The sequence below is a fragment of the Deltaproteobacteria bacterium genome, assembly GCA_020845895.1.
Taxonomy (GTDB): domain Bacteria; phylum Lernaellota; class Lernaellaia; order JACKCT01; family JACKCT01; genus JADLEX01.
In genome coordinates this window covers 1-23,053 of record JADLEX010000097.1, presented here as the reverse complement: position 1 = coordinate 23,053, position 23,053 = coordinate 1, and the positions used below count along the sequence as shown (strand labels likewise).

Genomic DNA, 23,053 nt, shown 5'->3' with positions numbered 1-23,053 from the left:
GTCCTACGGCAACAGGCGCGCGAGCGGCGGACCGAAGATCCGCGTCAGCGCCACCGGCATCAATTTCCAGATCTTCACCGCGAGCGCGAACTTGGGGTTGTCGGGGTTCAGCCCCGGCATGTGCGTCGCGGTCACGAGTTGATACGTCCAGTGCAGCGGGCGAATCTCCACCCCCCAGTATTTCTTGAAATTCTGGTGGGACGAGCCATCGGTGCTGCGCCCGAGGTCGATCTCGGCGCACCCCGCGTCACACGCGTCGCGGATCGCCGCCCAGTTGAGGGCCTGCACCGGCGCATACTCCAGCGCGTTCCGATAGGCCGCCGCCCAGATGAAGTAAGCCGTGGAACTCGCGTGGATCACGATTTTCGCGCCGAGCAGCGTCCCGTGGCGGCGCGCCGTGTAGACGTGAACGTCGTCCTCGAACGCGCGCAGGATCTCGCCGAAAAATCGCCGCGACATCACCGGCGTGCCCAAATCGCGCAGGTTGTGCGAGTAGACGCGATAGAAATCGCCGAGGCCTTCCGCGCCGCGCGTCACCACGACGTCGTTCTTCTCGGCCTTGCGGATCTTGTTGCGCACGTTCTGGTGAAGCCGCGCGAACACGGCATCCGCCCCGCCGGCGAGATCGATCACGCTCGTGACCTTGCGCGACGAGACGGGCAGATCCTCGATGGCGAGCGCGTCGCGCTGGCGCAGCTCGACATACCGGCACCCGGTGCGCCGCCCGAGTTCCAGGCCGGCTGCCGCGAGTGCGTCGCGCGCCTCGGGGCCGTCGGCGACGATGCCGCCGATGTTGAGAAACGGCAGGCTCACCGCGAGTGTGCCGAAGATCTTCGTGCGCAGCACGAACAGCGGCAGCACACCACGCACGCGGTCGCCTTCCACGGCGGCAAGGTAGTGCGGTTCGTGCCCCGTGGAACGCGCGATCACCTCGCGCCACGCCGCGCGGTGAAAATGATCGGCGGCCTTATGCCCGCGAACGAATTCGTCCCACGCGGGAACGAGGGCACTCGACAGCGCTTCAACGCGCATCGGGCACCAGGTCGGGCGACTTGCGCGACTCTTCCTCGGCGATGCGCATGAGGATCATCGTCTCGGCGCTCATGATGTAGAGGTGAGGATAGTACGCCACCGACAAAAACGCCCCCGATACGAGAAAACCGATCAACCCGGTCGTGACCGCGTCGGCGTAATAATGAACCTCTTTCTGCGTCTGAGCGTCTGGCAACCCGTACTGGTGGATTCGCCGCAGATGCACGGACACCACGGCGCAGAGCCCAAAGAGAAAAAACGCGCCGAGCGAGCCGAGCTCCGCGAAAGTCTGAACGTAGAGGCTGTGCGCCTCGCGCCAGTTCGCGGCGACCGCGTCCATCGGTTTGTACTTGCGACCATACGCGTCGGGGAAGCATCCCGCGCCGACGCCGAGAACGGGCCGGTCGGCGAACATCCGCATGCCGGCGCCCCACGCGTCGAGACGCCCAAGGGCCGACTCGTCCTTCTCGTAGTCGTGCATTCCGGCCATGCGTTCCTTGAAGTTGTCGGGGGCGAACAGGATGATGGACCCCGTCCCCACGGTCGCGAGGACAACGATCATGGCGATCCCGAGCGCCCAGTTGCGAGAGCGCAGCAGGTAGAACCAAAACGCGAACGCGAACACCGCGATCATCCCCAGCAGCCCGCCGCGGCTGTAGGTGGCGATGATCGAGAGCACAAACGACACGATGACGACCGCACAGGCGACGCGCGTCCACCGGTGTCGTGTCGCCATGAACTGGAAGACGGGGATCGGCAGCATGACGTTGAGCGCGAGGGCGAAGTCGTTGCCGTCGCCGAGGAAGCCGCCCGCCATTCCGCCCGAGCCGCCGTTGTCGATGACCTTCTGCCCCGACGCCCAGAGCACGAAATTCCACAGCGCGAGGATCGTCAGCGAGATCAGGATACTCCACATCATCACCTTGTACTTTTTCAGCGAATCGACGATGTGGACGACCAAAAACACCATGACGAGATAGCGGCTGACGTCGGAAAATTTTTCGAGCGCCGCCGTGCGATAGAACGCGTCGATGATGGACAGACCGATCGCCGCGAGAAGACCCGCGATGAAGATGAGCTGCACGTTTTTTTGCAGCTTCCAAGTGCGGTAGACGAGCGTCCGCAGGACGAAGGCTCCAGCCATGAGCGCGACGACGAGCAGCACGAGCCGCAGTTTCTCGAGCTGCGGATACATGTCGCCGGGCCGCAGGTAGATGAGGGCAAAGTAGATCGGCACGGTGGCAAACGGATAGCTGATGAGCACCGAGCCGATCGCGGCCGCCACGAGGCCCGCGACGATGAACACGCCGTCGATTTTCAGTGCGGCGAGACCGATCGCCGCCGTGACGACCGCCAGCGCGATGAGAATCCGCGTCTGCGTCCACTTGCCCCCGGGTGCCGCTTCGCGCTTCATGACCGCGCCATCCGTGCGCGCAGTCCCGACCACGCCGACACGATGAACGGCTCGCGCAACGCACCGCTGGCCCAACCGACGGCCGCGAACACCACCATGCCCGCGGGGACGACGATCCACAGCGGACGGTTGCCGAGTCCCATCACGCACCCGGCCATCAGCACTGTCGCCGCGATCGTCCCGGGATGCACGAGAGATCGGTCGATGCGCAGCACTTCGCGATGAACCGGGCCGATGATGACCGCGAAGTAGGCGCTCTCGCTGATGACGGCGGCGATCGCCGCGCCGAGATAGTCGTACCGCGGGATCAGAATCAGGTTGGCGACGACTCGGACGCCGAGCGCCACCAGGTTCGCGCGAAGCACATACCGGATTTGATTGCGCGCGGTGAGCGCCCACGAGAAGCCCATCGTGCAGAACCACAACGCCAGCGGGCCGCCCATCACGGCGAGCGCCCGGCCGCCCGGCGCGTACTTTTCGCCGAAGACGAGCGTGACGGCGCTCGTGGCGGTGAGCGCGATTCCGACCCCGACGGGCAGCGCCACGAGCGCGAACACGCGCACGGCCTTGCGCATCAGTTCGCCGTCGCCGCCTTCCGAAGACGAACCGGCCAGCGCGGGAAACAGCGCGCGCGTGAGCACGTTGGGGAGCACGAGCAGGATCTCGAAGATCGAATACGCCGCGCCGTAGTACCCCACCGCCGTCTCGTTGCGCATGAGCGATAGCAACACCATGTCGATGCGGAACGTGACGACCCAGACGATGCCGATGGCGACGAAGGGCAACGCCTGTTGCAGGATCGCCTTCCACTCGCTCCATTCGAAGCGAAACCCGAATCGCACCACGCGCGCCGAAGAGAGCGCGTGCGCGAGGATCGCCCCGAAAGCGTAATGCGCGACGTAGGCGGCGAGAATCCCGATCAGTCCCCAGTGCAGGAACACCGCCGCCGCTATGAGCGCGAGAAGGACGAGGCCGCGCGCGAAGTCGACGATGCCGTTGAGTTGCATCGCCTGCCGGCCGTCGTAGAGCGCGAAGTGCGTCGAGGCGAGCGACTCGGCGGGGATCGCGAGCGCCATGACGACGATCGCGAGAAACGTCGGTCGGTCGTAACCCATGAGGGAGGCCAGCAGCGTCGCGATGCCCAGCACGATCAGGGCGAGCAGGATCTTGAGCCCATACACGTTGCCGAGAAATCGCGATTCGTCCCGCTCGCCCGCGGCGATGCGCTTGGTGATGAGCGGCGTGAGCCCAAAGGTCGCGGCGACGAGGGCGATGACGAAAAACGACTGCGCGAGACGGAAGCGGCCGAAGTCATCCACGGCCAGCGAACGCCCGACGAGGAAGATGACGACGAACGCGATGGCCCGGCGCAGACCTTCGGACGCGAAAAGCCAGACCGAGTTGAGCGCGACCCGCGCGCCCCGGCTCACAGGCACTCCTCGTAAATCGCGGCGTAGCGCTCGATCATGCGATCGACGTGGAATTCGCGAGCGAAAAGTTCCCGCCCCGCCCCGCCCATGGCACGGCGCCGATCCGCGTCCCGCGCGAGATTTGCCAGGGCGTCCGCGAGCGCGACAGCATCGCGCGGGGCGCACAGATATCCGTTGACCGAGTCCTTCACCGCGAGTTCCATGTCGCCGACGCGCGTCCCCACCACGGGCAGCCCGACGCCGAGCGCCTCCAGCACGGACATCGGCAGTCCTTCCCAATCGCTTGAGAGCACGAACAGGTCCGCGAGAAAAAGAAAATCCGTCGCGTCGATCCGTTTGCCGACGAACGTAACCCGGTCCGCGACACCTTTTTGCGCCGCCAGCGATCGCAATTCGTCCTCACGGCTGCCCATTCCCACGCACAGAGCCCGCAGGGGTACGCCGCGATCGGCGAGTCTTCGCACGGCGTCGATCAACACCTCGTGCGCCTTCTGGGTTTCGAGACGCGCGACGCACACGCCGATGACGTCGCGACCGTCGATGCCGAACTCTCGGCGCAGTTCGGCGAGTCGATCCGGCGACGGCGGCGACGGAGCTTCGACGCCGTTGGGAATCACGCGGATCTTGCCGAGGGGGATGCCGATGTTGCGGTGAAGCAGCTGCCGGTTGTCCTCGCTGACGGAAACGACGTGCACGGCGTGCGCGAGCGTGCGTTCGACGCATCGCACGGTCCATTTTTCGGGATAGGGCCGTGAGTGGTCGGTCACCACCGCGCCGTCGAGGCCGCCGACGATTTTCGCGAGTCCGCCGGTGAACCACGGCCCGGAGTTGTGCGCGTGCACGATGCGGACGTTCCGTTCCCCGAGCAATCTCGCGAGGCGAAACGGCAGACGCAGGTCCACACCGGGGCGCTTCCCCAGGGCGACGACCTCGACGCCCCGCGACTCGATCTCGTCGGCGAAGTCCCCCCGCACCGTCAGGCACACGACCATCGGACGAAATCGGGCGCGATCGACGCGCGTCGCCAGATACATCGCCACGCGCTCCATCCCGCCGATTTCGAGGCTGTGAACGATTTGTGCGATGCCGACGGGCGCACCGGGGGCGTGGGCGTTTTTCATGGGCATCCGATGAGCATTGAAAATCGGCGATGATTCTACATAATGGGCCCTGTCGGATCAACGAACATCCGCCGTGCGCGGAATTTCGAGACGGGGACCGGGATGCGAATTCGGGACTGGGCCGCGGTGGTGGTGGTTTTGCTGGCGTTCGCGCCCGCCTGCTCGCCGCAGGACGAGGAAGAGGCGAAGGGCGACGAGGACGCGGTGGCGATCGAGATCGTCGTCGAACAGGACGACATCTTCGGATTCTCCAAGGATCGCGTCATCGGCGACGTCTGGTTCTCGGACTCCCAGGGTCCGGTCGGCACGCCGGTCGAAGTGGTCGTGCAGTTCGACGAATTCGAACGGTTCAAGGACAATCCCCTGCAAGCCACGATCGAATTGCTCAATCCGAATGCCACGAAAGACGGCGAATGGATCCAGGAATTCGAGGTCGATGCAGCGCGCGAGGAACTGGATCTGATCGTTCCGCAGACGATCTCGATTCCGGCCGTGCTGAATTTCGAAGTCCGATTCTCGGCGGTCGATGCCGAGGACGCCGAGGACGTCTTCGAGGCGTCGCTGGTGTTCCAGTTCCTCATCAATCAGGGCAGCCCCGCGACGATCTAGGCGCGCCGGGCGCGGTCGGATTCGCTTGAAACCGAACCATCGCGGAGACCCTCGCGCGCCTCGAGCGCGGGCGTTTTGCGCGCGAGAGGCGTTCGTGCCCGAGATTTCCGTCGTCATCCCGTGCTTCAACGAGAAGGACTCCCTGGCCGAATTGATTCGCCGGGTGATCGAGTCGCTCGAAACGCTCGCGCGACCCTTTGAGATCATCGTCATCGACGACGGCAGCACCGACGGCGGATTCGAGGTGCTGCGCGCGCTGCACGACGCCGATTCGCGCGTCGTCGCGATCCGTTTTCGGCGCAACTTCGGCAAGAGCGCGGCGCTGTCCGCGGGCTTCGCGGCCGCGCGCGGGCAATTCGTCGTCACGATGGACGCCGACCTGCAGGACGATCCGCGCGAGATCGGCCGGTTCCTGGCCAAAGCGCGCGAGGGATTCGACCTCGTCAGCGGTTGGAAGCGGCGTCGCAACGATCCGATCGAAAAGACGCTGCCCTCGCGCCTGTTCAACGCGGTCACCGCGCGGCTTTCGGGCGTGCGTCTGCACGACTTCAACTGCGGCTTCAAGGCGTACCGGCGGGAGGTGCTCGGCGAGATCGAGATCTACGGCGAGCGCCACCGATTCATTCCGGTGCTGGCGCATCAGAAGGGCTTTCGCTGCGCCGAGATCGAGGTCGAACACCACGCGCGGGCGCACGGACGCTCAAAATACGGTTTCGAGCGTTACCTTCGCGGTGCGACGGATCTGCTCACCGTCCTGTTCCTGTCGCGCTACATGCAGCGCCCCGCGCACCTGTTCGGCGGCGGCGGCATTGTGCTCGGCGGTTTCGGATTCCTGATCTGCCTCTACATGTCGATCCTCTGGGTGATCGGCGATCGCCCGATCGGCAACCGGCCGCTGCTGCTGCTCGGCGTGCTGCTCGTCATCACGGGCGTGCAGTTCGTGTCGATCGGCCTGCTAGGCGAGATGATGACGAAGCACGGTCGCCGGTCCGCCGACGAATCCTCCGTCGTTGAGCGACTCGGATGAACGCCTCGGCGCGGCGGTCGGTCCTTCAGCTCGTCCTTGCCGCGCTCATCCTGGCGTTTCTCGGCTACGTTTTGTTCTCCCAATGGGACCGCCTGATGGCCTCCGGCGTCCGCTTTCACCCCGCGTTCTTCGCGCTGGCGGTCGCGGCCAACATCGTCTTCTTCGTGTTGCAGGCGGAGGTCTGGCGGCGCGTGTGCTCGGCGTCCGCGCCGCCGATGCCGCCCGCAGCCGCGTGGTGCGTGTGGGCCTCGTCACAGGTCGCCAAGTACGTCCCCGGCAAGGTCATGCTCCCACTCGTGCGCATCGGCTGGGCCGTGCGCGCCGGGGCCACCAAAGCCGCCGCGACCATCGGCCTCTACGTCGAAATCGTCCTCATGATCGCGTCGAGCGCCGTTGTCTTCATCCTGCTCGCCGGGCGCATCGAATCGCTTGCCGGTGCGTGGCCGCCGTGGGTGTTTCCCGCGCTCGCGACCGCGGGAGTCCTCGGCCTGCATCCCCGCATGGTCGAATGGGGCATGAACCTCGGCCTGCGTCTTGCGAAGCGCGATCCCATCGAGTTGCGTTTGGGCTATTCGCGGATCGTCGCGCTGGCTCTCGTGATCGCTCTCGGCTGGCTCGTGCACGGACTGTCGGCGGTCGCGTGCGTGGCCGCGCTGGGATTGGATGCGACCGGAGCGTATGCGCAGCTCACCGGCGTCTTCGCGCTCTCGTGGCTCGTCGGCTTCCTGTCGTTTCTGACCCCCGGCGGTCTCGGCGTTCGCGAGGGGATTCTCGTTCTCGCGCTCAGGGGACACTTCGGGCCCGAGGGCGCGGTGGCGATTTCGCTCGTCTCGCGCCTCGCGTGGATCGCCGCCGAAACCGTCATGGCCGGGGCGCTGTGGCCGAAACGCCCGCGCGCCGAGGCCGCGAAATGAGGATCGATCTGGCCGATCCTCGCGTGATGCGCCGCGCCCTGTGGGTCGTGCTCGCCGCGTCGATCATCATCCGCTTGCCGCATCTGGCCGCGCCGATCGAGGACCGCCACTCGTGGAATCAGTGCTCGACGGCGACGGTCATTCGCAACCTCGCCGAGCGCGACTTCAATCCCTTCCGCACGCAGTGGGACGTGCTCGATCCCGGCCCCGCGCGCGACAATGTCGAGGCCGAGGAAGCGCCGATCTACCACGTCGCGGCGGCGGCGGCGTATCGCGCGTTCGGCGCGTCGCACGCGTGGCCGCGCCTGCTCTCCATCGTTGCCATGCTCACGGGCTCGATCTTTCTCTTTCGTCTCACGACGCGGCTTTTCGATGAACAGACCGGAGTCGCGGCGGTCTTCTTCTGGAATTTCGCGCCTTACCCCTGGTTCTTCGGACGCACCATCATGTCGGACCCGTGGATGGTGGCTTGCGTCATCGCGGCGGCCGACCTGTGGCATCGCCGGCTCGAGTCGGACCGCCCGCGCGATCTGTATCTCGCGGGTTTGGCGACCTGCCTGGCCGGTCTGTTCAAGGTCTTTGCGCTCTACCTCGGCGTGCTTTTTCTCGTGACCGGTCTCGCGCGGCATCGTGCGCGGTTTTTCACGAGCGCTCGTACGTGGATCTTCGCGGCGTTGTGCGCGTTTCTCCCCGTCGCGTGGATTGTCTACGCGGCGGGCATCGGCTCGCTCGGCAATGCGACCGAGGGCGCGGGACAGATCGTCGGCTCGACGAAACTCTGGGGCTCGGCCGAGCTCCTGACGTCGGGCAAATTCTGGATGACGCTGCAATCGCGCCTGCTCGACCGCGCGATGACGCCGGTTGTCACGGCGCTCGCGGTCGTTGCGCTGATCTCACGCGACACGCGCGCGCGTTCCCGCTACGTGCTCTGGTGGCTGGCGGCGACCGGCGTCTTCGCCCTGGTCATGGGCGAGGGGCATTTTCTTCACAACTATTATCAGCTTCCGTTCACGCCGCCACTGGCGGTGCTGGCGGGCGCGGGTTTCGTGACATTCCTTCGCCGGTTCGATTCGCCCGACCGGCGCCTCGCCGTCGGCCTCGCGGCGATCGCGGTGTTTCTGTCGGTCTCGACACTCTACGTGCGCAACGAGTACAGAACCGATCCCAGCAGCACGCGGGCCGGCGAACTCGCGCGCACGGTCATCCCCGACAACGCACTGCTGCTCGTGCTCGATCCGGGTTCGACGCGAAAGAACCAAGTGATCTACCACGCGCATCGGCGAGGGTGGTTTTCGCGTCGCCTCTCGCCGGACGACATCGAACGCCACCGCGCGTGGGGCGCGACCTTCGCCGTCACGTGCCTGTCGGATGACCAGCTCGAACGCGCGAAAGACGCACTCGGATATCTCGACGATCGATACCGAATCGTGCGGACCGGTCGCGCGTTCGGCGACGGCCGCGAGCACCGGATTCGCATCTACGATCTGCGGAGCGCGAAGCCGTGAAAACCCGCGCGCTGGTGATCGTCGCGATCGTTTCCCTGTCGACGGCCTGCGGGGCGACGTCCGGCGATACGGATGCGGCGGCGGTGGACCTGATCGCGCTGACGCGGGCGATCGGCACGATGAACGTACACGTGCCGGTCACGGGTTCGTCCGCGCCGGTGGTCACGCGCGCGGCGCTTCCGCTGACGATCCCCGAAGGCGACGGTGCGCGGACCCTCACGACGCCGTCGTTCGAGATTCCCCGAAACGCGCGGATCGCGTTCTCTTATTCCGTCGATCCCCCCGTGCTCGGTCGCGCGCCGGTACGGATTCGCGCACGACTCCTCGACGACGAGTCGAACGTGGCCGCCGAGCGTGCGTGGAAGGTCCGGCGATCGGTGATGCGCAACGCATGGCTCGGACTTCGCTCCCGTTGGGCATTTCGGGATCTGCCGGTCGATCACTCGAAGTCATTCGTCTGGGACGTGTCGGAGTATGCGGGAAAGACGATGCGCGTCGAATTCCGCGTGCAAGCCGAGCGACCGGCGGACGAGCTGGTCGCGCGCTACGAACGCCAAGTCGGGCGCGCCATGCAGTCGCCCTTTGCGCTGGTCGCGCCGCGCGTGTTCGGAGACATCGCCGCGCCCATTCCGGGAGACCGGCCCGACATCGTGCTCGTCTTTGCGGATGGGCTTCGTCGTGACCTGACCGAGGGCGAGTGGTGTGCCCGTCACGCCCCCACGCTGTGGAGGCTTTCGGTTTCGGGCATGACCGTCGAGCGCGCCCTCGCGCCGTCCAACACGGCGCGCTCTTCCATGGCGGCGATGCTCGCCGGCCGGCCGGCGTCGGTAATCGGCCTTCCGCTCGGCAACCGGCCCGTCTCGCCGGATGAGTTGCGCGCGCATCTCGCGCTGACGGCGGACGGGGCGATCCCCGGCGCGTCGGCGGATTCACTCCCGCGCCTGCTTCAGCGAAACGGATATCGCACGATCTATCTTGGCGAGGACCCCTTCCGCGAAAACGACCCCTTCGCGGCTTCGTTCGACGAGGCGGTGTTTTTCGCGCGCCCCGAGGTCTCGGCGGATCAGATCGACGCGTGGCTGCGCTCCCGCCTGCGCCGACGCGATGGCCCGACGCTGATCGTCGTTCATCTCGGCGGCATCCGGCGCACTTGGAACGAACTGGTGGAGCGCCGTGCGATCGAGCCCATCATGCCCGCGGGAGATCCGCGCGACCGGCTCGCGCCGGCGGTGAGCCGGGTGGACGCGACCATCGGGAGGATCGTCCGCCATTTCGAGAACAATCACCGGGACGCGCCCGCCGTGTTCGCCATCGCCGGCACGCACGGAATTTCGTGGGAATCGGGACACCCGCTCGGCCACGGTCACGCCTTGTATGACGGCGAAATCCGCGTGGCGCTCCTTGTCCGCAGACCGGGATTCGTTCCGGTTGGACCGGTCGCGGGGCCGCGAAGCACGATCGACCTCCACGCGACACTCGCGCAGCTCGCCGGGGTTCGTGTCCCCGACGGAATCGAGAGTCGTTCCCTGCTCAGTCCTGTCTCCGTTCCCACCGAGATCGTCGCCGAAGCGCCGGGCCAGTTCGCGGCGATTCGCGGCGGGACAAAATTCATCGCTCGCGACGAACCCTACGGCGGCGTCATGGTGGGCCGTGCGACGGACGATGGCCATTTCGAGGAACTGTACGCGTTGGAGGCGGATGAGCGCGAAAACCGCAATCTGATCGGCGACGCGGCGATCTCGCAGGGCGAACGGGCCATCGCGTGGAATGCGCGAAAGGGGCTGCGCGTGGCCCGCCGAACCCAGATCCGGGAACTGCGTCGGGCCGGTTTCCCCGTGGACTCGATCTATCCCGATCGCGCGTTCGAACGCTTTCACGTGAATTTCCACGCCGCGCAGAAACCGGTGCGCTTTCAGGGCGTGATTCGATGCGAGAACGGAATCTACACCTATCGCCGGATCGGTACGACGGACGAAGGCGCATTTCGGATATCCTCGAACCGAACGAATCTCTATTTCGACATCGACGTTCCCGCGGGAAGAACCCGACAAATCGGATTCACGCCGTGGCCCGCGGTCGCCCCGTTCGAACTGGAGTTTTTCGCGAACGGCGAGCGGCTTCCCGAGTCGGCCGTGCGTTTCGGACCGCTCGGCCTGCCGATTTACGGGAATCCGGCCCGCCTGGCCGGAGAGCGGGATCTCACGGTACTGACCGCAAATGATCCGCCGCCGACGGATCATTCCCTCGAATTCGTCGACGTCTGGGCGACGCCGATCGTTCGCCAGGATGATTCGCGACGCAAGGACGATCTGACCTGGATGACGGACATCGTGGAGATGCCATGACGAGCAAGACGTCCCACTCCGCGATCAGCCGTGCCGGCATCGTCGCCACCGGCGCGTTCGGGGCGGCGTTCATGCAGTTCATCGGGCTCGCATGGTCGGCCGCGGCGGAACGCGGCGTGCTGTTCGTCAACGATTCCACCGCGCCGGTTCAAATCCAGAACGACATGGGGCTCGTTCATCTGGGGCTCCTGGGCGCGCATCTGCTGTTCGGCGCGCTCCTGTCGATCCCCCTGGCCGTTCGGCCGTCGCCCCGGGCGGGCCGGATCGCTTTCGCGTTTTCCACGACGACGGTCGCGGCGGTTCTTCTTCGCGATCTCGGGCTTCATCCCGGGTTGTATCTCCCTCCCGAGTGGGTCCCAAGGGGGCTGTGGTCCTGGGCGCTCGACTTTCTTCGCGATTCTCCCGACTACGCCATGACGTTGTGTCTTCCCGTCGCGGCCATCGTTGCTTTGCGTCTCGGCCGCGATCGATCGTTTGCCGGTCTCGCCGCGATGTTCGTCGGCGTCGTCGCCGCGGCGTGGTTTCTCGCCGAACCACCGCCGACGCCCTCGCCGTCCAAGCCCGGCGATCCGCGCAAGCCTGACATTGTGCTCGTCGTCATGTCGTCGCTCGACACCACGAATCTCGAATCCGCGGCGGGGATCGACGCACGTTTCGCGGAGTGGCTGGAATCGTCGACCGTCTTCGAGGAAGCGTACGTTCCGGTCGCGACGATGGCCGACGCCGCGGGCACGATCGTCACCGGGCGATTGCCGTGGGAGACCCCCGTGCGGACGGATGCGTCGCGATCCGCGCCCGCGCGCGACGGCTCGCTCGCCTCGGCGCTGCACTCGCTGGGGTACGTGACGACGCTCATTGCCGATCGGGCGGGCGAGCCTTTCACGAGACGCGCGACCGGGTTCGATCGCGTCCGCGCCCCGGTCTGGTCGATGCGCCGCGCCGCGCGGGTGCGCGCGATCGGCGCGACGAAAACCGCGCTGCCGATCTGGGGCGCGCTGGCGACGCGCGGGATTGCGATGCCCGCGTACACCCTCGCCGCCGGACCCAATCCCGAACTGGTCGTCGACGAAGCGCTTCGCCGCGTCGGACGACCGGTGTATGAGCCGCGTTTCACGATGATCGTCGTCGGTCGGCCCGCGATCGACCTCAGCGGATCACCCGACGGTTCCGACACGGGGGACGAAACGCTCGCGCAGGTCGCCCGGCTCGTCGAGGAGATCGCGTCGTCGCCCCAGGGACGCGAAACGATCGTGGTGCTCACGGCGGTTCGGGCGGACGAGGACGCGGTCGGCGAGCGCATGCAGCACGCGGACGAACTGCGCGTGCCGATCGTACTTCACGCGCCTTCTCGAATGCCCTCCGGGGCGCATGTGTTCGACCTGGTCAGCGTCGCCGACATCGCCCCGACGCTGGCGGCGCTCGTGGGCGCGCCGGTTGACCGTTCGTGGAGCGGACTCGACCTGGCGCGCGTGGCCCGCGGCGAGATCCCCGGGCGGTCGCACCTCGTCTTCGAGACGGCCTTGTGGCGAAACGCCGACGCCGGAGGACTCACGTTGGACGAACGCATCCCCTACCCCGACGCGCGCAACATGATTCGCTGGTCGGGGTTCGACGGCACACCCGAATTTCAGGAACGCTTCACGGACGTGGTCGATGTCGCGCGCCACCGCGCGATCTTCGACGGGCGATACAAGCTCATCGCCATGCCGACCCCGAGCGGCGTGGTTCACGAACTGTACGACGTGCTTTACGACCCGGAGGAATCGAAGAATATCGCCGTGCGGACACCGTCGACGGCGCGGCGACTGCGCGAGACGCTGCACGATGAACTCGAGCGCGCGGGTCGTTACGAGGTCGTGCGCGGCTACGTGCTCCCCGCGCGGCGACAGCTCGTGACGCGCTGACGGCTCTTGACGCGCGGGGGGAAATCGGTTTTGTTGGCGACATGAACAACGGCGTTCGAGTGAATACCCGGTCATCGGGAGTGAATCCCCTCTGTTTGGGTTGGTGGCGCGTCCGCTAAACGGACGCCCGTGAACGCCGCGCGAGACAAGACGACAACGCCAAAGGCCACGGGAGAAACCCCGTGGCTCTTTTTTCGGGTTCGGGAGACGGCGCGATGATCGAGCCGGACAAGTCGAAATTTCTGGAACTCGCCCGCGAGGGCAATCTGGTCGCGGTTCACACGAGAATCCTGCACGACCTCGACACACCGGTGTCGGCCTACATGACCCTCGCGCGCACGCGCGAAAGTTTTCTGCTCGAATCGGTCGAGGGTGGCGACGCGATCGGCCGATACTCGTTCCTCGGGATCGATCCGCTGACCGTGGTGAAGGGCAAGGCCGGCCGCGCGACGATCCGTACCGGCACCGAAACCCGCGACGTCGAGTATGGCCGCGACCCGCTGCGCCTGCTCGAAGACCTCTTCGCCGATCAGCGCCCCGCGCCGGATCTGTCGCTTCCGCCCTTCGTCGGCGGCGCGGTGGGGTACCTGTCGTACGATGTCGTGCGCGACTTCGAGCGGCTTCCGTCCGTCAACCCCGACGACCTCGACCTGCCCGACTTCTATTTCATGTTTCCCGAGATCGTCGTGGTCTTCGACCGCGTGACGAACATGCTCACCATCGGCACCTACGCGCGCGTCAACGGCGATCCCGAGGCGGCGTGGGAACGCGCTTCGCGCAAGGTCACCCAAATCGCGAACGAACTTCAGACGAGCACCGTCAAACGGCCGGTTCGGCGGGGCGCCCCGTTCGGCGACGAGGGCGTGCGCAGCACCTTCGACAAGCCCGGTTTCACGGCAGCCGTCGAGCGCTGCCGCGAGTACATCCGCGCCGGCGACATTCTGCAGACCGTTCTCTCGCAGCGATTCGAGGTGGACTTCGAAGGCGATCCCTTTGACCTGTACCGATCGCTGCGGACGACGAACCCGTCTCCGTACATGTTTTATCTGAACTTCGAAGACCTGAAGTTGATCGGCGCGTCGCCCGAGGTGCACGTCAAGGTCGAGAGCGGGCGCGTGACGCTGCGCCCGATCGCGGGGACACGACGCCGCGGCAAGGACGCCCGCGAGGATGCCGAGCGCGCGCGCGACCTGCTCGCCGACGAAAAGGAGCGCGCCGAGCACGTGATGCTCGTCGATCTCGGGCGCAACGATCTGTCGCGCGTGTGCGAGCCGGGCTCGGTCGAGGTCACGCAGTTCATGACGGTCGAGCAATACTCGCACGTCATGCACATCGTCTCGAACGTCGAGGGCCGCCTGCGCGATGGGCGCAACGCGTTCGACGCGATCCGCGCGACCTTTCCCGCGGGGACCGTTTCCGGCGCGCCGAAGGTACGCGCGATGGAGATCATCGAGGAACTCGAACCGGTGCGTCGCGGCCCCTACGCGGGGATCGTGGGCTATTTCAGCAACTCGGGAAACCTGAACTCGTGCATCACGATCCGCACGATTCTCGTGAAGGGCGATCGCGCGTACATCCAGGCGGGTGCGGGCATCGTGGCCGATTCGGACCCGGATTCCGAGTACGAGGAGACGCGCAACAAGGCGATGGTGCTGCTTGGCGCGGCCGGCCACGTGGAGCGGAGGTAAGGCGCGCGATGCTCGTTCTCATCGACAACTACGACTCGTTCACCTGGAACCTCGCCCACTACTTCGAGCAGGAAGGCGAGCCGGTCCGCGTCGTTCGCAACGACGAGCTGACCGTCGCGCAGATCGAGGCGATGAAGCCCGATCGCCTCGTGATCTCGCCCGGCCCCTGCGACCCCGACAAAGCGGGCATCTCGGTCGCCGCGATCCGGCACTTCGCCGGCAAAGTCCCCGTGCTCGGCGTCTGCCTCGGTCACCAGTCGATCGGCGCGGCGTTCGGCGGGCGCATCGTCCGCGCGCGGCAGCTTCTGCACGGCAAGACGTCGGACATCCGCCACGACGGCCAGATGGTGTTCACGGGCCTCGACAATCCGCTCACCGTCGCGCGCTACCATTCCCTCGTCATCGACCGCGACACGCTGCCCGCGGATCTCATCGTCACCGCGACCGCGCCCGACGGCGAGATCATGGGGGTGCGTCACCGGCACTTTCAGGTCGAGGGCGTGCAGTTCCATCCCGAATCGATTCTCACTCAGCAGGGCCGCCTACTCGTGCGCAACTTCCTGACCGGGGGACGTTCGCGCGTGACGATCCGCGACGGCATCCGCCTTGCCGCGCGACACGAACACCTGCCGGGCGACGGCGCGGGCGAGGTGCTCGAGGACATCATGTCCGGCCACGCCACCTCCGCGCAGATCGCGGCGTGGCTCGTCGCGATGCGCCAGAAAGGCGAGACGCCCGAGGAGATCGCCGCCTGCGCACGCACCATGCGGCGATTCGCGAAACCGCTCGTCGCGTCGCCCGGCGTGATCGACACGTGCGGCACCGGCGGCGACGGCGCGCAAACGTTCAATATCTCCACGGTCGCCGCCTTCGTCGCGGCGGGCGCGGGCGCGTCGGTCGCCAAGCACGGCAATCGATCGGTGTCGAGCAAGTGCGGCAGCGCCGACGTGCTGGCCGAACTCGGCGCGAACATCGCTGCGCCCAGCGAGCGCATGGAGCGGGCCCTCGCGAGCGTCGGGTTCGGATTCGCGTTCGCGCCCACGCACCACGGCGCGATGAAGTACGCCGCCGAACCGCGCCGCGAGATCGGCATCCGCACCCTTTTCAACATGCTCGGTCCGCTCACGAATCCCGCCGGGGCGAAGCGCCAGCTCATCGGCGTGTACGAGCCGCGGCTCACGCGGTTTTTCGCCGAGGTGCTGCGCCTGCTGGGCGCCGAGCGCGCGATGGTCGTGCACGGCCACGACGGGCTCGACGAGATCACGCTGACCGGCGCGACCAGCGTTTGCGAACTCAAGGACGGCGCGATCACCGAATACGAAATCGACCCGCGCCGGTTCGATTTCACACTCTGCCGCCCCGAGGATCTGGAAGGCGGCGCGCCGCCGCTCAATCGCAAAATTGCCCTGGCGATTCTGGGCGGCGAAACGGGCCCCCGGCGCGACGTGGTGCTGCTCAACGCCGCCGCCGCGCTCGTCGTCGCGGGCGTCGCCGCCGATCTGGCCTCCGGCATCGAGACCGCGCGGCGATCGATCGACTCCGGCTCGGCCCGACGCGTCCTCGACACCTTCATCGAGATCACTCGTGGCTGATATTCTGACGGCCATCTGCAACCACGTGCGTGGCGTGACAGCCGATCGCGCGGGGCGTGTTTCGCTCGCCGAGATCCGCGCGCTGGCCGAATCCGCCGAACCTCCCCGCGACTTTCGCGCGGCGCTCGGGCGGCCCGACGGCGTCGCCCTGATCGCCGAGATCAAGAAGGCGTCGCCGTCGAAGGGCGTGCTGCGTGCCGACCTCGACCCCGCGCACTTCGCGCGGCTTTACCGCGACGCCGGTGCGGACGCAATTTCGGTGCTCACCGAGGATCGGTTCTTTCAGGGGCGTCCCGAATACCTCCGTCTCGCGCGCGATGCGTCGGGCCTGCCGGTCCTGCGCAAGGACTTTCTGTTGGAGCCCTACCAGATCTTCGAGGCGCGTGCGTTGGGCGCCGACGCGGTGCTGCTGATCGTCCGCGCGCTGGACGACGCGACGCTTCGGGACTTGCACGCCCTCGCGACCGCGCTCAGGATGACGGCCTTGGTGGAAGTGCACGACGAACGCGAACTCGAGCGCGCGATGAACGCGGGAGCGAGCGTGATCGGCGTGAACAATCGCAACCTCGACACTTTCGTCGTCGACCTCGACACGACGATCCGCCTCGCGGCGCAGGTCGACGCGGGAACGACGCTGGTGGCCGAGAGCGGCATTCACGCGCCGGGCGACGTCGAGCGCGTGCGCCGGGCCGGGGTCCACGCAATTTTGGTCGGCGAATCGATTGTCACGAGCGCGGACCCGGGCGCGAAAATTCGGGAGTTGGTGCAGCGATGAGTGTTCGCGTGAAAATCTGCGGAGTGACTCAGCCCGAGCAGGCGCGGGAAATCGAGCGTCTGGGCGCGGAGTACCTCGGCGTCGTCTTCGCCAAATCCAAGCGGCGCGTTACGACGGACGTCGCGAAGCGCATCCGCGACGCCGCGCCCAACGTGCAGCTCGTCGGCGTGTTCGTGAACGAGCGGATTCCGACGATTTGCGAGATCGCGCTCGACGTGGGACTCGACGCGGTGCAACTCCACGGAGACGAAGGGCCCGATGTGATCGAGGATCTTTCCGACGTCGCCGAGATCATCAAGGCCATTCCGGTGGATCGCGAGCTGTCGCCCGACGACGAGGCGATCGCCGCCTGGCCCGAGATTCTGCTCGACACGCCGGACTCGAAACTGCGCGGCGGCGTGGGACGGCAGTTCGATATCGAACTTGCCAAGGCTCTCGCGGGCATCGCGCGACCGCGCCTATTCGTCGCCGGCGGGCTCGATCCCGACAACGTCGCGGAGGTGGTCCACCGTTTGCGGCCCTTCGCGGTGGACGTGTCGAGCGGTGTGGAGTCCGCGCCCGGCGTGAAAGACATCGCGGCCGTGGCGAATTTCATTCGGAACGCCAAGGCAGTGAGGTGAAGCAATCCGAAATGACCCAACCCGATACAAACGGAAAATTCGGCGAGTTCGGTGGACGCTACATCCCAGAAACGCTGATGGCGGCCACGGAAGAGCTCGAGCGAGCGTACCGCGCGGCGCAGGCCGATCCCACGTTCGTCGCGCGGTTCGAATATCTTCTGCGCGAGTACTGCGGGCGGCCGACGCCGCTGACATTCGCCGAGCGTTTGACAACGCACGTCGGCGGTGCGCGCATCTACCTGAAGCGCGAGGACCTGAACCACACCGGCTCGCACAAGATGAACAACACGCTCGGCCAGGCGCTGCTCGCGATGCGCATGGGCAAGACGCGGATCATCGCCGAGACCGGCGCGGGCCAGCACGGCGTCGCCACCGCCACCGCGTGCGCGCTCTTCGGGTTGCAGTGCGTGGTGTATATGGGATCCGAAGATGTGCGTCGGCAGTCGCTCAACGTCTTTCGCATGCGGCTGCTCGGCGGCGAGGTCCGCCCGGTGGAGTCGGGCTCGAAGACGCTGAAAGATGCGACGAACGAGGCGATCCGCGACTGGGTCACCTGGCTCGAAAACACGCACTACATCATCGGCTCCGTCGTCGGACCGCACCCCTACCCCATGATGGTCCGAGACTTTCAATCGGTGATCGGCCGCGAGTTGCGCGGGCAGATCCAGTTGGCCGAGGGACGCCTGCCGGACGCGATCGTCGCGTGCGTGGGCGGGGGCAGCAACGCGATGGGGATTTTTCATCCGTTTATCGACGACGCCGGCGTCGCGCTCGTCGGCGTGGAGGCCGGCGGCCACGGCGTCGCCACCGGGCTTCACTCGGCGAGCATCGGGCAGGGGCAGACGGGCGTGCTCCACGGCGCATACAGCTACTTGATGCAGGACGGCGACGGGCAGATCGCGCCGACGCATTCCATCTCCGCCGGGCTCGACTATCCCGGCGTCGGCCCGGAACACGCCTGGCTCGCCAAAACGGGTCGCGCGCGGTACGTGCCGATCACCGACGACGAGGCGATGGAGGGTTTCACGACGCTGGCGAAACTCGAAGGGATCATCCCCGCGCTCGAAAGTTCGCACGCGGTGGCGCAGGGCGTGCGAGTCGCGCGCGATCTCGGCAAGGATGCCGTCGTCGTCATCAACATCTCGGGCCGGGGCGACAAGGACACGCAGATCGCCGCCGAATACCTGGGGGTGACTCTGTGAGCCGAATCGACGCGGCTTTCGAGCGCGCGCTGCGCGAGAACGCGCGCGGCTTCATTCCGTACTTCACGGCGGGCTACCCTGACCGCGATACCTTCGGAGCGATTCTTCGCGCCGCCGCCGACGCGGGCAGTCTCGCGATCGAGGTCGGAATTCCGTTTTCGGATCCCATCGCCGACGGACCGATCATCCAGGCGTCGTCCGAGGCGGCGCTGCGCGCGGGCGTGCGCATGGGCGCTATCTTCGAGATGATTCGCGAATTTCGCACCACGCACAACACGCCCGTCGTGTTGATGGGCTACGTCAATCCGATCCTGCATCACGGTTTCGACGCGTTCGTGCGCGACGCCGCGGACGCGGGCGCCGACGGCGTGATCGTGCCCGATCTTCCGCCCGAGGACGCGGGCGACCTGATCGCCGCGGCGCGCGGGCGCGAATTCGCGACGATTTTTCTCGCCGCGACCACCAGCGCCGACGAACGATTGCGGCGAATCGCCGACGCCTCCACGGGATACGTGTATTTCGTGTCGCGGCTCGGCGTGACGGGCGTGGGCGCCGCGCCGGACGAGTCGCTCGGGCGCATGGTCGATCGCCTGCGCCGATTCACCGCGCTACCGATTGCGGCGGGATTCGGCGTTTCGGAACCCGAGCACGTGCGCGCGGTGTGGGCGCAGGCCGATGCCGCTATCGTCGGCAGTGCGTTGGTCCGGCTGATCGCCGCGCAAACGGATCGGGCAAACGTCGCCTCTGCCGTTGCGCGCGAATGTTCGCGACTGATGGGGCGTTAGCGGATCACGCCCACTTGATGAGCCCCATGGCGTGGGGCTTCACGCAGAATCGGTGGTGCGGCATGACGCGGATCGTGAGGCCGTGCTTGCCGACGCGGTGGCATTCGTAAACGCCCTGATAGAGCCACCGGCCTTCGTTCAGCTTCTTGGTCGCCGACATCTTGCTGACCATGCTATCGCCGAACTCGTGCTGTCCGTCGAGCAGGCCGCCGTACACCTCGACATGCACGTCGTCGGGCGTCAGCGGGCCGAGATGCAGCGTCGCGCGGACCTCGAGATTCTGGCCCACGACGTGCGCCGACTGGCCGTTCGAATCGACGTTCTCGACGCGCACGCTCTCCCACGCCGCTTTGACCTTGTGCTGCCATTCCGTGAACTCGCGCGCGCCCTCGAACTCTTTTTTCACGAGTTCGCGATAGAACCGCCGCGAGTTGCCGTAGAACATCGTCGTGTACTGCTGGACCATGCGATCGGTGTTGTAATCGACGCACAACTCGCGCATCGACGCCTTCATCATCTGGATCCAGCGGCGCGGCAGACCGTCGCGGCCACGGTCGTAGAACGCGGGGATCACCTCTTTTTCGAGCACGTCGTAGAGCGCATTCGATTCGATTTGATCCTGCGTCTCGGCGTCCTTGTACTCCTCGCCCGCGCCGATGGCCCAACCGACCTCCGGTCGATACGCCTCGGCCCACCAGCCGTCGAGCACGCTGCAGTTGAGTCCGCCGTTGGGCAGCACTTTCATCCCCGAGGTCCCGCTCGCTTCGAGCGGACGGCGCGGCGTGTTGAGCCACACATCGACGCCGCCGATCAGATAGTGCGAGACGCCCAGGTCGTAGTCCTCGATGAAGACGACGCGCTGACGCACGGCGTGGCGCCGCGTGAAGTGGATGATCTCCTTGATGAGGTCCTTACCGGATTGATCGGCCGGGTGAGCCTTTCCCGAGAAGATGATCTGTACGGGTCCTTTGAAATCAGACAGCAGGCGCGCGAAGCGCTCGGGGTCGCGCAGCAGCAGGTTTGCGCGCTTGTAGGTCGCGAAACGCCGCGCGAAGCCGATGGTGAGGGCGCGCGGATCGAGCACCTCGCTCGCGTCGCGCTGCTCCTCGCTGGTGCCGTTGCGCCGCTTGATCTGCGCGAGCAGATTCGCGCGGATGTACGCGACGAGGCGCTCGCGGCGGCGTTCGTGCGTGCGCCACAGCTCGGTGTCGGGAATGCGGTCGACTTTCTGCCAGACGGCGGGATCGACGATGTTCTCGTACCACTCCGGGCCGAGGTAGCGACGGAAAAGCTCCGCCATGTCCGGCGAGATCCACGAGCGGATGTGAATGCCGTTCGTGATTGGGACGACCGGGACTTCGTCGAGCGGGATGTTGTGGAATCCCGGCGCGACCATCTTGCGGGTCACTTGCCCGTGCAGTTTCGAGACGGCGTTGATGTACGTCGAATTGCGCATGGCGAAATACGCCATGTTGAGCGGCGCATCCTGCGCGGCGCCGTCCTCGCGGCCCAGTTCGAGCATCGCATCGGTCGTGATGCCGAATTCGCTCACGTAGTAAACGAAGTACTTTTCGATCAGATCGCGCGAAAACAGGTCGAATCCCGCCGGTACCGGGGTGTGCGTGGTGAACACGTTTCCCGCGGAGCACGCGACGCGCGCCTCCTCGAAGGACAGGCCGGACTTTTTCATCACGACGCGGATGCGCTCGAGCGCGAGAAACGCCGAGTGTCCTTCGTTCATGTGGCAGACGTCGGGGTCGAGCCCCATGGCGACGAGGGCGCGGTAGCCGCCGATGCCGAGGATGATCTCCTGCCGGATGCGGTTCTCGCGATCGCCGCCGTAAAGCTGGCCGGTGACCGGGCGAAACGACTCCGGGTTCTCGGGGAGATTCGAATCGAGCAGGTACAGCGGCACGCGACCGACCTGGATTTTCCACACACGCACCGACACGCCCGCGCCGAATAGCTCGATGGGGATCACGAGCGGCGTTCCGTCCGCGTTCGTCACCGGGTGGAGCGGCATGTTGTAGAAATCGTGGATGGGGTAGTTTTCCTGCTGCCAGCCGTCGGGATTCAGGTACTGCCGGAAGTACCCCTTCTGATAGAGCAGACCGACCGCGACGAGCGGCAATCCCAGGTCGCTCGCCGATTTCAGGTGGTCGCCCGAGAGCACGCCGAGGCCGCCCGAATAGATGCGAATCGACTCGGTGAGACCGTATTCCATCGAGAAATAGGCGAATCGCGGCGCGGCGACCTTGCCGAATTCCTTTGCGTACCACGTATCGCCCGCCGACATGTACTCGCGAAACTTCCGGTGCGCGGCTTCCATGTGACTCAGAAACGTGTCGTCTTTCGAGACAGCTTCGAGACGCTTTTGCGACACCAGTCCGAGAAGTTCGACGGGGTTGTGACTCGTCTTCTCCCACAGCTCTTCGTCGAGGCGCCGGAAGAGGTCGATCGCGACGTGGTTCCAGCACCACCAGACGTTGTACGCCAGATCCTGAAGTACGCGCAGATTGTCGGGAATCGCGGGGGAGACCTGAAAATCAATCACCGAACGCATCGGGAGCCACCCTCAATCCATCCGCGGGGGCGGACGAAAACGAAACACAACGCAATCCCCGCGCCGGATGAAGGGCGAACTTCGACGAGCCGGCGCGAGTGGGCGATTTTTATCCGGCTTTGAGCCCGTTGCCAACCGCCTGCTGGACCGTTGCGGAAATTCGAGCCGGGCCGATTTGCGAGGCGGAATAAAAACGGGCGGCTCTTTCGAACCGCCCTTTTGGAAATTTGGATCCGGCGACGACCTACTCTCCCACACGATTGCTCGTGCAGTACCATCAGCGCTGGAGAGCTTAACGACCGTGTTCGGGATGGGAACGGGTGTGACCTCTCCGCTATAGCCACCGAAAACCGTGATTCGAAATTGAAAAAGAACCAATTCGACAAGTGAATTCCGCATTGGGTGCATATCGCCTGGCTTTGATCGAAGAACAGCCTGGCAAGCCTCACGGCCGATTAGTACCGGTAAGCTGAACGCGTTGCCGCGCTTACACTCCCGGCCTATTAACCTTGTGGTCTACAAGGGGC

At 66.1% G+C, this 23,053-nt stretch carries 17 protein-coding genes and 2 rRNA genes; 12 read left to right on the top strand and 7 right to left on the bottom strand.

What is annotated here, in order from left to right; all coding sequences use genetic code 11:
• Positions 1 to 3: 3 nt before the first annotated feature.
• From IT350_13035 to IT350_13020, 4 genes are read right to left on the bottom strand one after another with little or no spacing between them, the layout of a single operon-like run.
• Entirely contained in the window at positions 4 to 1,032 is a 1,029-nt protein-coding gene (locus tag IT350_13035) for a FemAB family PEP-CTERM system-associated protein (GenBank protein MCC6158967.1), read from the bottom strand.
• Positions 1,022 to 2,446 (bottom strand): O-antigen ligase family protein, encoded by a 1,425-nt coding sequence (locus tag IT350_13030; protein ID MCC6158966.1) that lies wholly within the window; start codon positions 2,444 to 2,446, stop codon positions 1,022 to 1,024. The genes IT350_13035 and IT350_13030 overlap by 11 nt, the downstream gene beginning before the upstream one ends.
• Positions 2,443 to 3,876, bottom strand: coding sequence for a flippase (locus tag IT350_13025; GenBank protein MCC6158965.1), 1,434 nt, complete (start codon positions 3,874 to 3,876; stop codon positions 2,443 to 2,445). The genes IT350_13030 and IT350_13025 overlap by 4 nt, the downstream gene beginning before the upstream one ends.
• Positions 3,873 to 4,997 (bottom strand): glycosyltransferase, encoded by a 1,125-nt coding sequence (locus tag IT350_13020; GenBank protein MCC6158964.1) that lies wholly within the window; start codon positions 4,995 to 4,997, stop codon positions 3,873 to 3,875. Before IT350_13020 ends, IT350_13025 begins: the two co-directional genes overlap by 4 nt.
• 102 nt (positions 4,998 to 5,099) lie before the next feature.
• On the opposite strand from IT350_13020, the gene IT350_13015 reads away from it, so the two are divergent.
• The 12 genes from IT350_13015 to IT350_12960 all read left to right on the top strand — a co-directional run bounded on the left by IT350_13015 (position 5,100) and on the right by IT350_12960 (position 19,963).
• Positions 5,100 to 5,606: a hypothetical protein gene (locus IT350_13015; GenBank protein MCC6158963.1), complete on the top strand. Its 507-nt coding sequence runs from the start codon at positions 5,100 to 5,102 to the stop codon at positions 5,604 to 5,606.
• Positions 5,524 to 6,633, top strand: coding sequence for a glycosyltransferase family 2 protein (locus IT350_13010; protein ID MCC6158962.1), 1,110 nt, complete (start codon positions 5,524 to 5,526; stop codon positions 6,631 to 6,633). Before IT350_13015 ends, IT350_13010 begins: the two co-directional genes overlap by 83 nt.
• Positions 6,630 to 7,547 (top strand): flippase-like domain-containing protein, encoded by a 918-nt coding sequence (locus IT350_13005; protein MCC6158961.1) that lies wholly within the window; start codon positions 6,630 to 6,632, stop codon positions 7,545 to 7,547. The genes IT350_13010 and IT350_13005 overlap by 4 nt, the downstream gene beginning before the upstream one ends.
• Entirely contained in the window at positions 7,544 to 9,052 is a 1,509-nt protein-coding gene (locus IT350_13000; GenBank protein MCC6158960.1) for a glycosyltransferase family 39 protein, read from the top strand. The genes IT350_13005 and IT350_13000 overlap by 4 nt, the downstream gene beginning before the upstream one ends.
• The gene (locus IT350_12995; protein ID MCC6158959.1) at positions 9,049 to 11,397 is read left to right on the top strand and encodes a sulfatase-like hydrolase/transferase; all 2,349 of its coding nucleotides are present in this window, start codon (positions 9,049 to 9,051) and stop codon (positions 11,395 to 11,397) included. Before IT350_13000 ends, IT350_12995 begins: the two co-directional genes overlap by 4 nt.
• Entirely contained in the window at positions 11,394 to 13,301 is a 1,908-nt protein-coding gene (locus tag IT350_12990; GenBank protein MCC6158958.1) for a hypothetical protein, read from the top strand. The genes IT350_12995 and IT350_12990 overlap by 4 nt, the downstream gene beginning before the upstream one ends.
• 215 nt (positions 13,302 to 13,516) lie before the next feature.
• On the top strand, positions 13,517 to 14,989 hold the full coding sequence (gene trpE / locus IT350_12985) for an anthranilate synthase component I (GenBank protein MCC6158957.1): 1,473 nt from the start codon (positions 13,517 to 13,519) through the stop codon (positions 14,987 to 14,989).
• A gap of 8 nt (positions 14,990 to 14,997) precedes the next feature.
• Positions 14,998 to 16,581: a bifunctional anthranilate synthase component II/anthranilate phosphoribosyltransferase gene (locus IT350_12980; GenBank protein MCC6158956.1), complete on the top strand. Its 1,584-nt coding sequence runs from the start codon at positions 14,998 to 15,000 to the stop codon at positions 16,579 to 16,581.
• Positions 16,574 to 17,356 (top strand): indole-3-glycerol phosphate synthase TrpC, encoded by a 783-nt coding sequence (gene trpC, locus IT350_12975; GenBank protein MCC6158955.1) that lies wholly within the window; start codon positions 16,574 to 16,576, stop codon positions 17,354 to 17,356. The genes IT350_12980 and trpC overlap by 8 nt, the downstream gene beginning before the upstream one ends.
• Positions 17,353 to 17,976 carry a phosphoribosylanthranilate isomerase gene (locus IT350_12970; GenBank protein ID MCC6158954.1) on the top strand — a complete coding sequence of 208 codons (624 nt, stop codon included), beginning with the start codon at positions 17,353 to 17,355 and terminating at the stop codon, positions 17,974 to 17,976. The genes trpC and IT350_12970 overlap by 4 nt, the downstream gene beginning before the upstream one ends.
• Before the next feature lie 11 nt (positions 17,977 to 17,987).
• Positions 17,988 to 19,178, top strand: coding sequence for a tryptophan synthase subunit beta (gene trpB / locus IT350_12965; protein MCC6158953.1), 1,191 nt, complete (start codon positions 17,988 to 17,990; stop codon positions 19,176 to 19,178).
• Positions 19,175 to 19,963, top strand: a complete 789-nt coding sequence (locus IT350_12960) for a tryptophan synthase subunit alpha (protein ID MCC6158952.1) — start codon at positions 19,175 to 19,177, stop codon at positions 19,961 to 19,963. Before trpB ends, IT350_12960 begins: the two co-directional genes overlap by 4 nt.
• Positions 19,964 to 19,967: 4 nt before the next feature.
• On the opposite strand, the gene glgP is transcribed toward IT350_12960, so the two are convergent.
• The 3 genes from glgP to IT350_12945 all read right to left on the bottom strand — a co-directional run.
• The gene (gene glgP / locus IT350_12955) at positions 19,968 to 22,526 is read right to left on the bottom strand and encodes an alpha-glucan family phosphorylase (protein ID MCC6158951.1); all 2,559 of its coding nucleotides are present in this window, start codon (positions 22,524 to 22,526) and stop codon (positions 19,968 to 19,970) included.
• A 231-nt stretch (positions 22,527 to 22,757) separates the two neighbouring features.
• Positions 22,758 to 22,874, bottom strand: a 5S ribosomal RNA gene (rrf, locus tag IT350_12950).
• Between the two features lie 86 nt (positions 22,875 to 22,960).
• A 23S ribosomal RNA gene (locus IT350_12945) occupies positions 22,961 to 23,053 on the bottom strand; the annotation flags it as partial.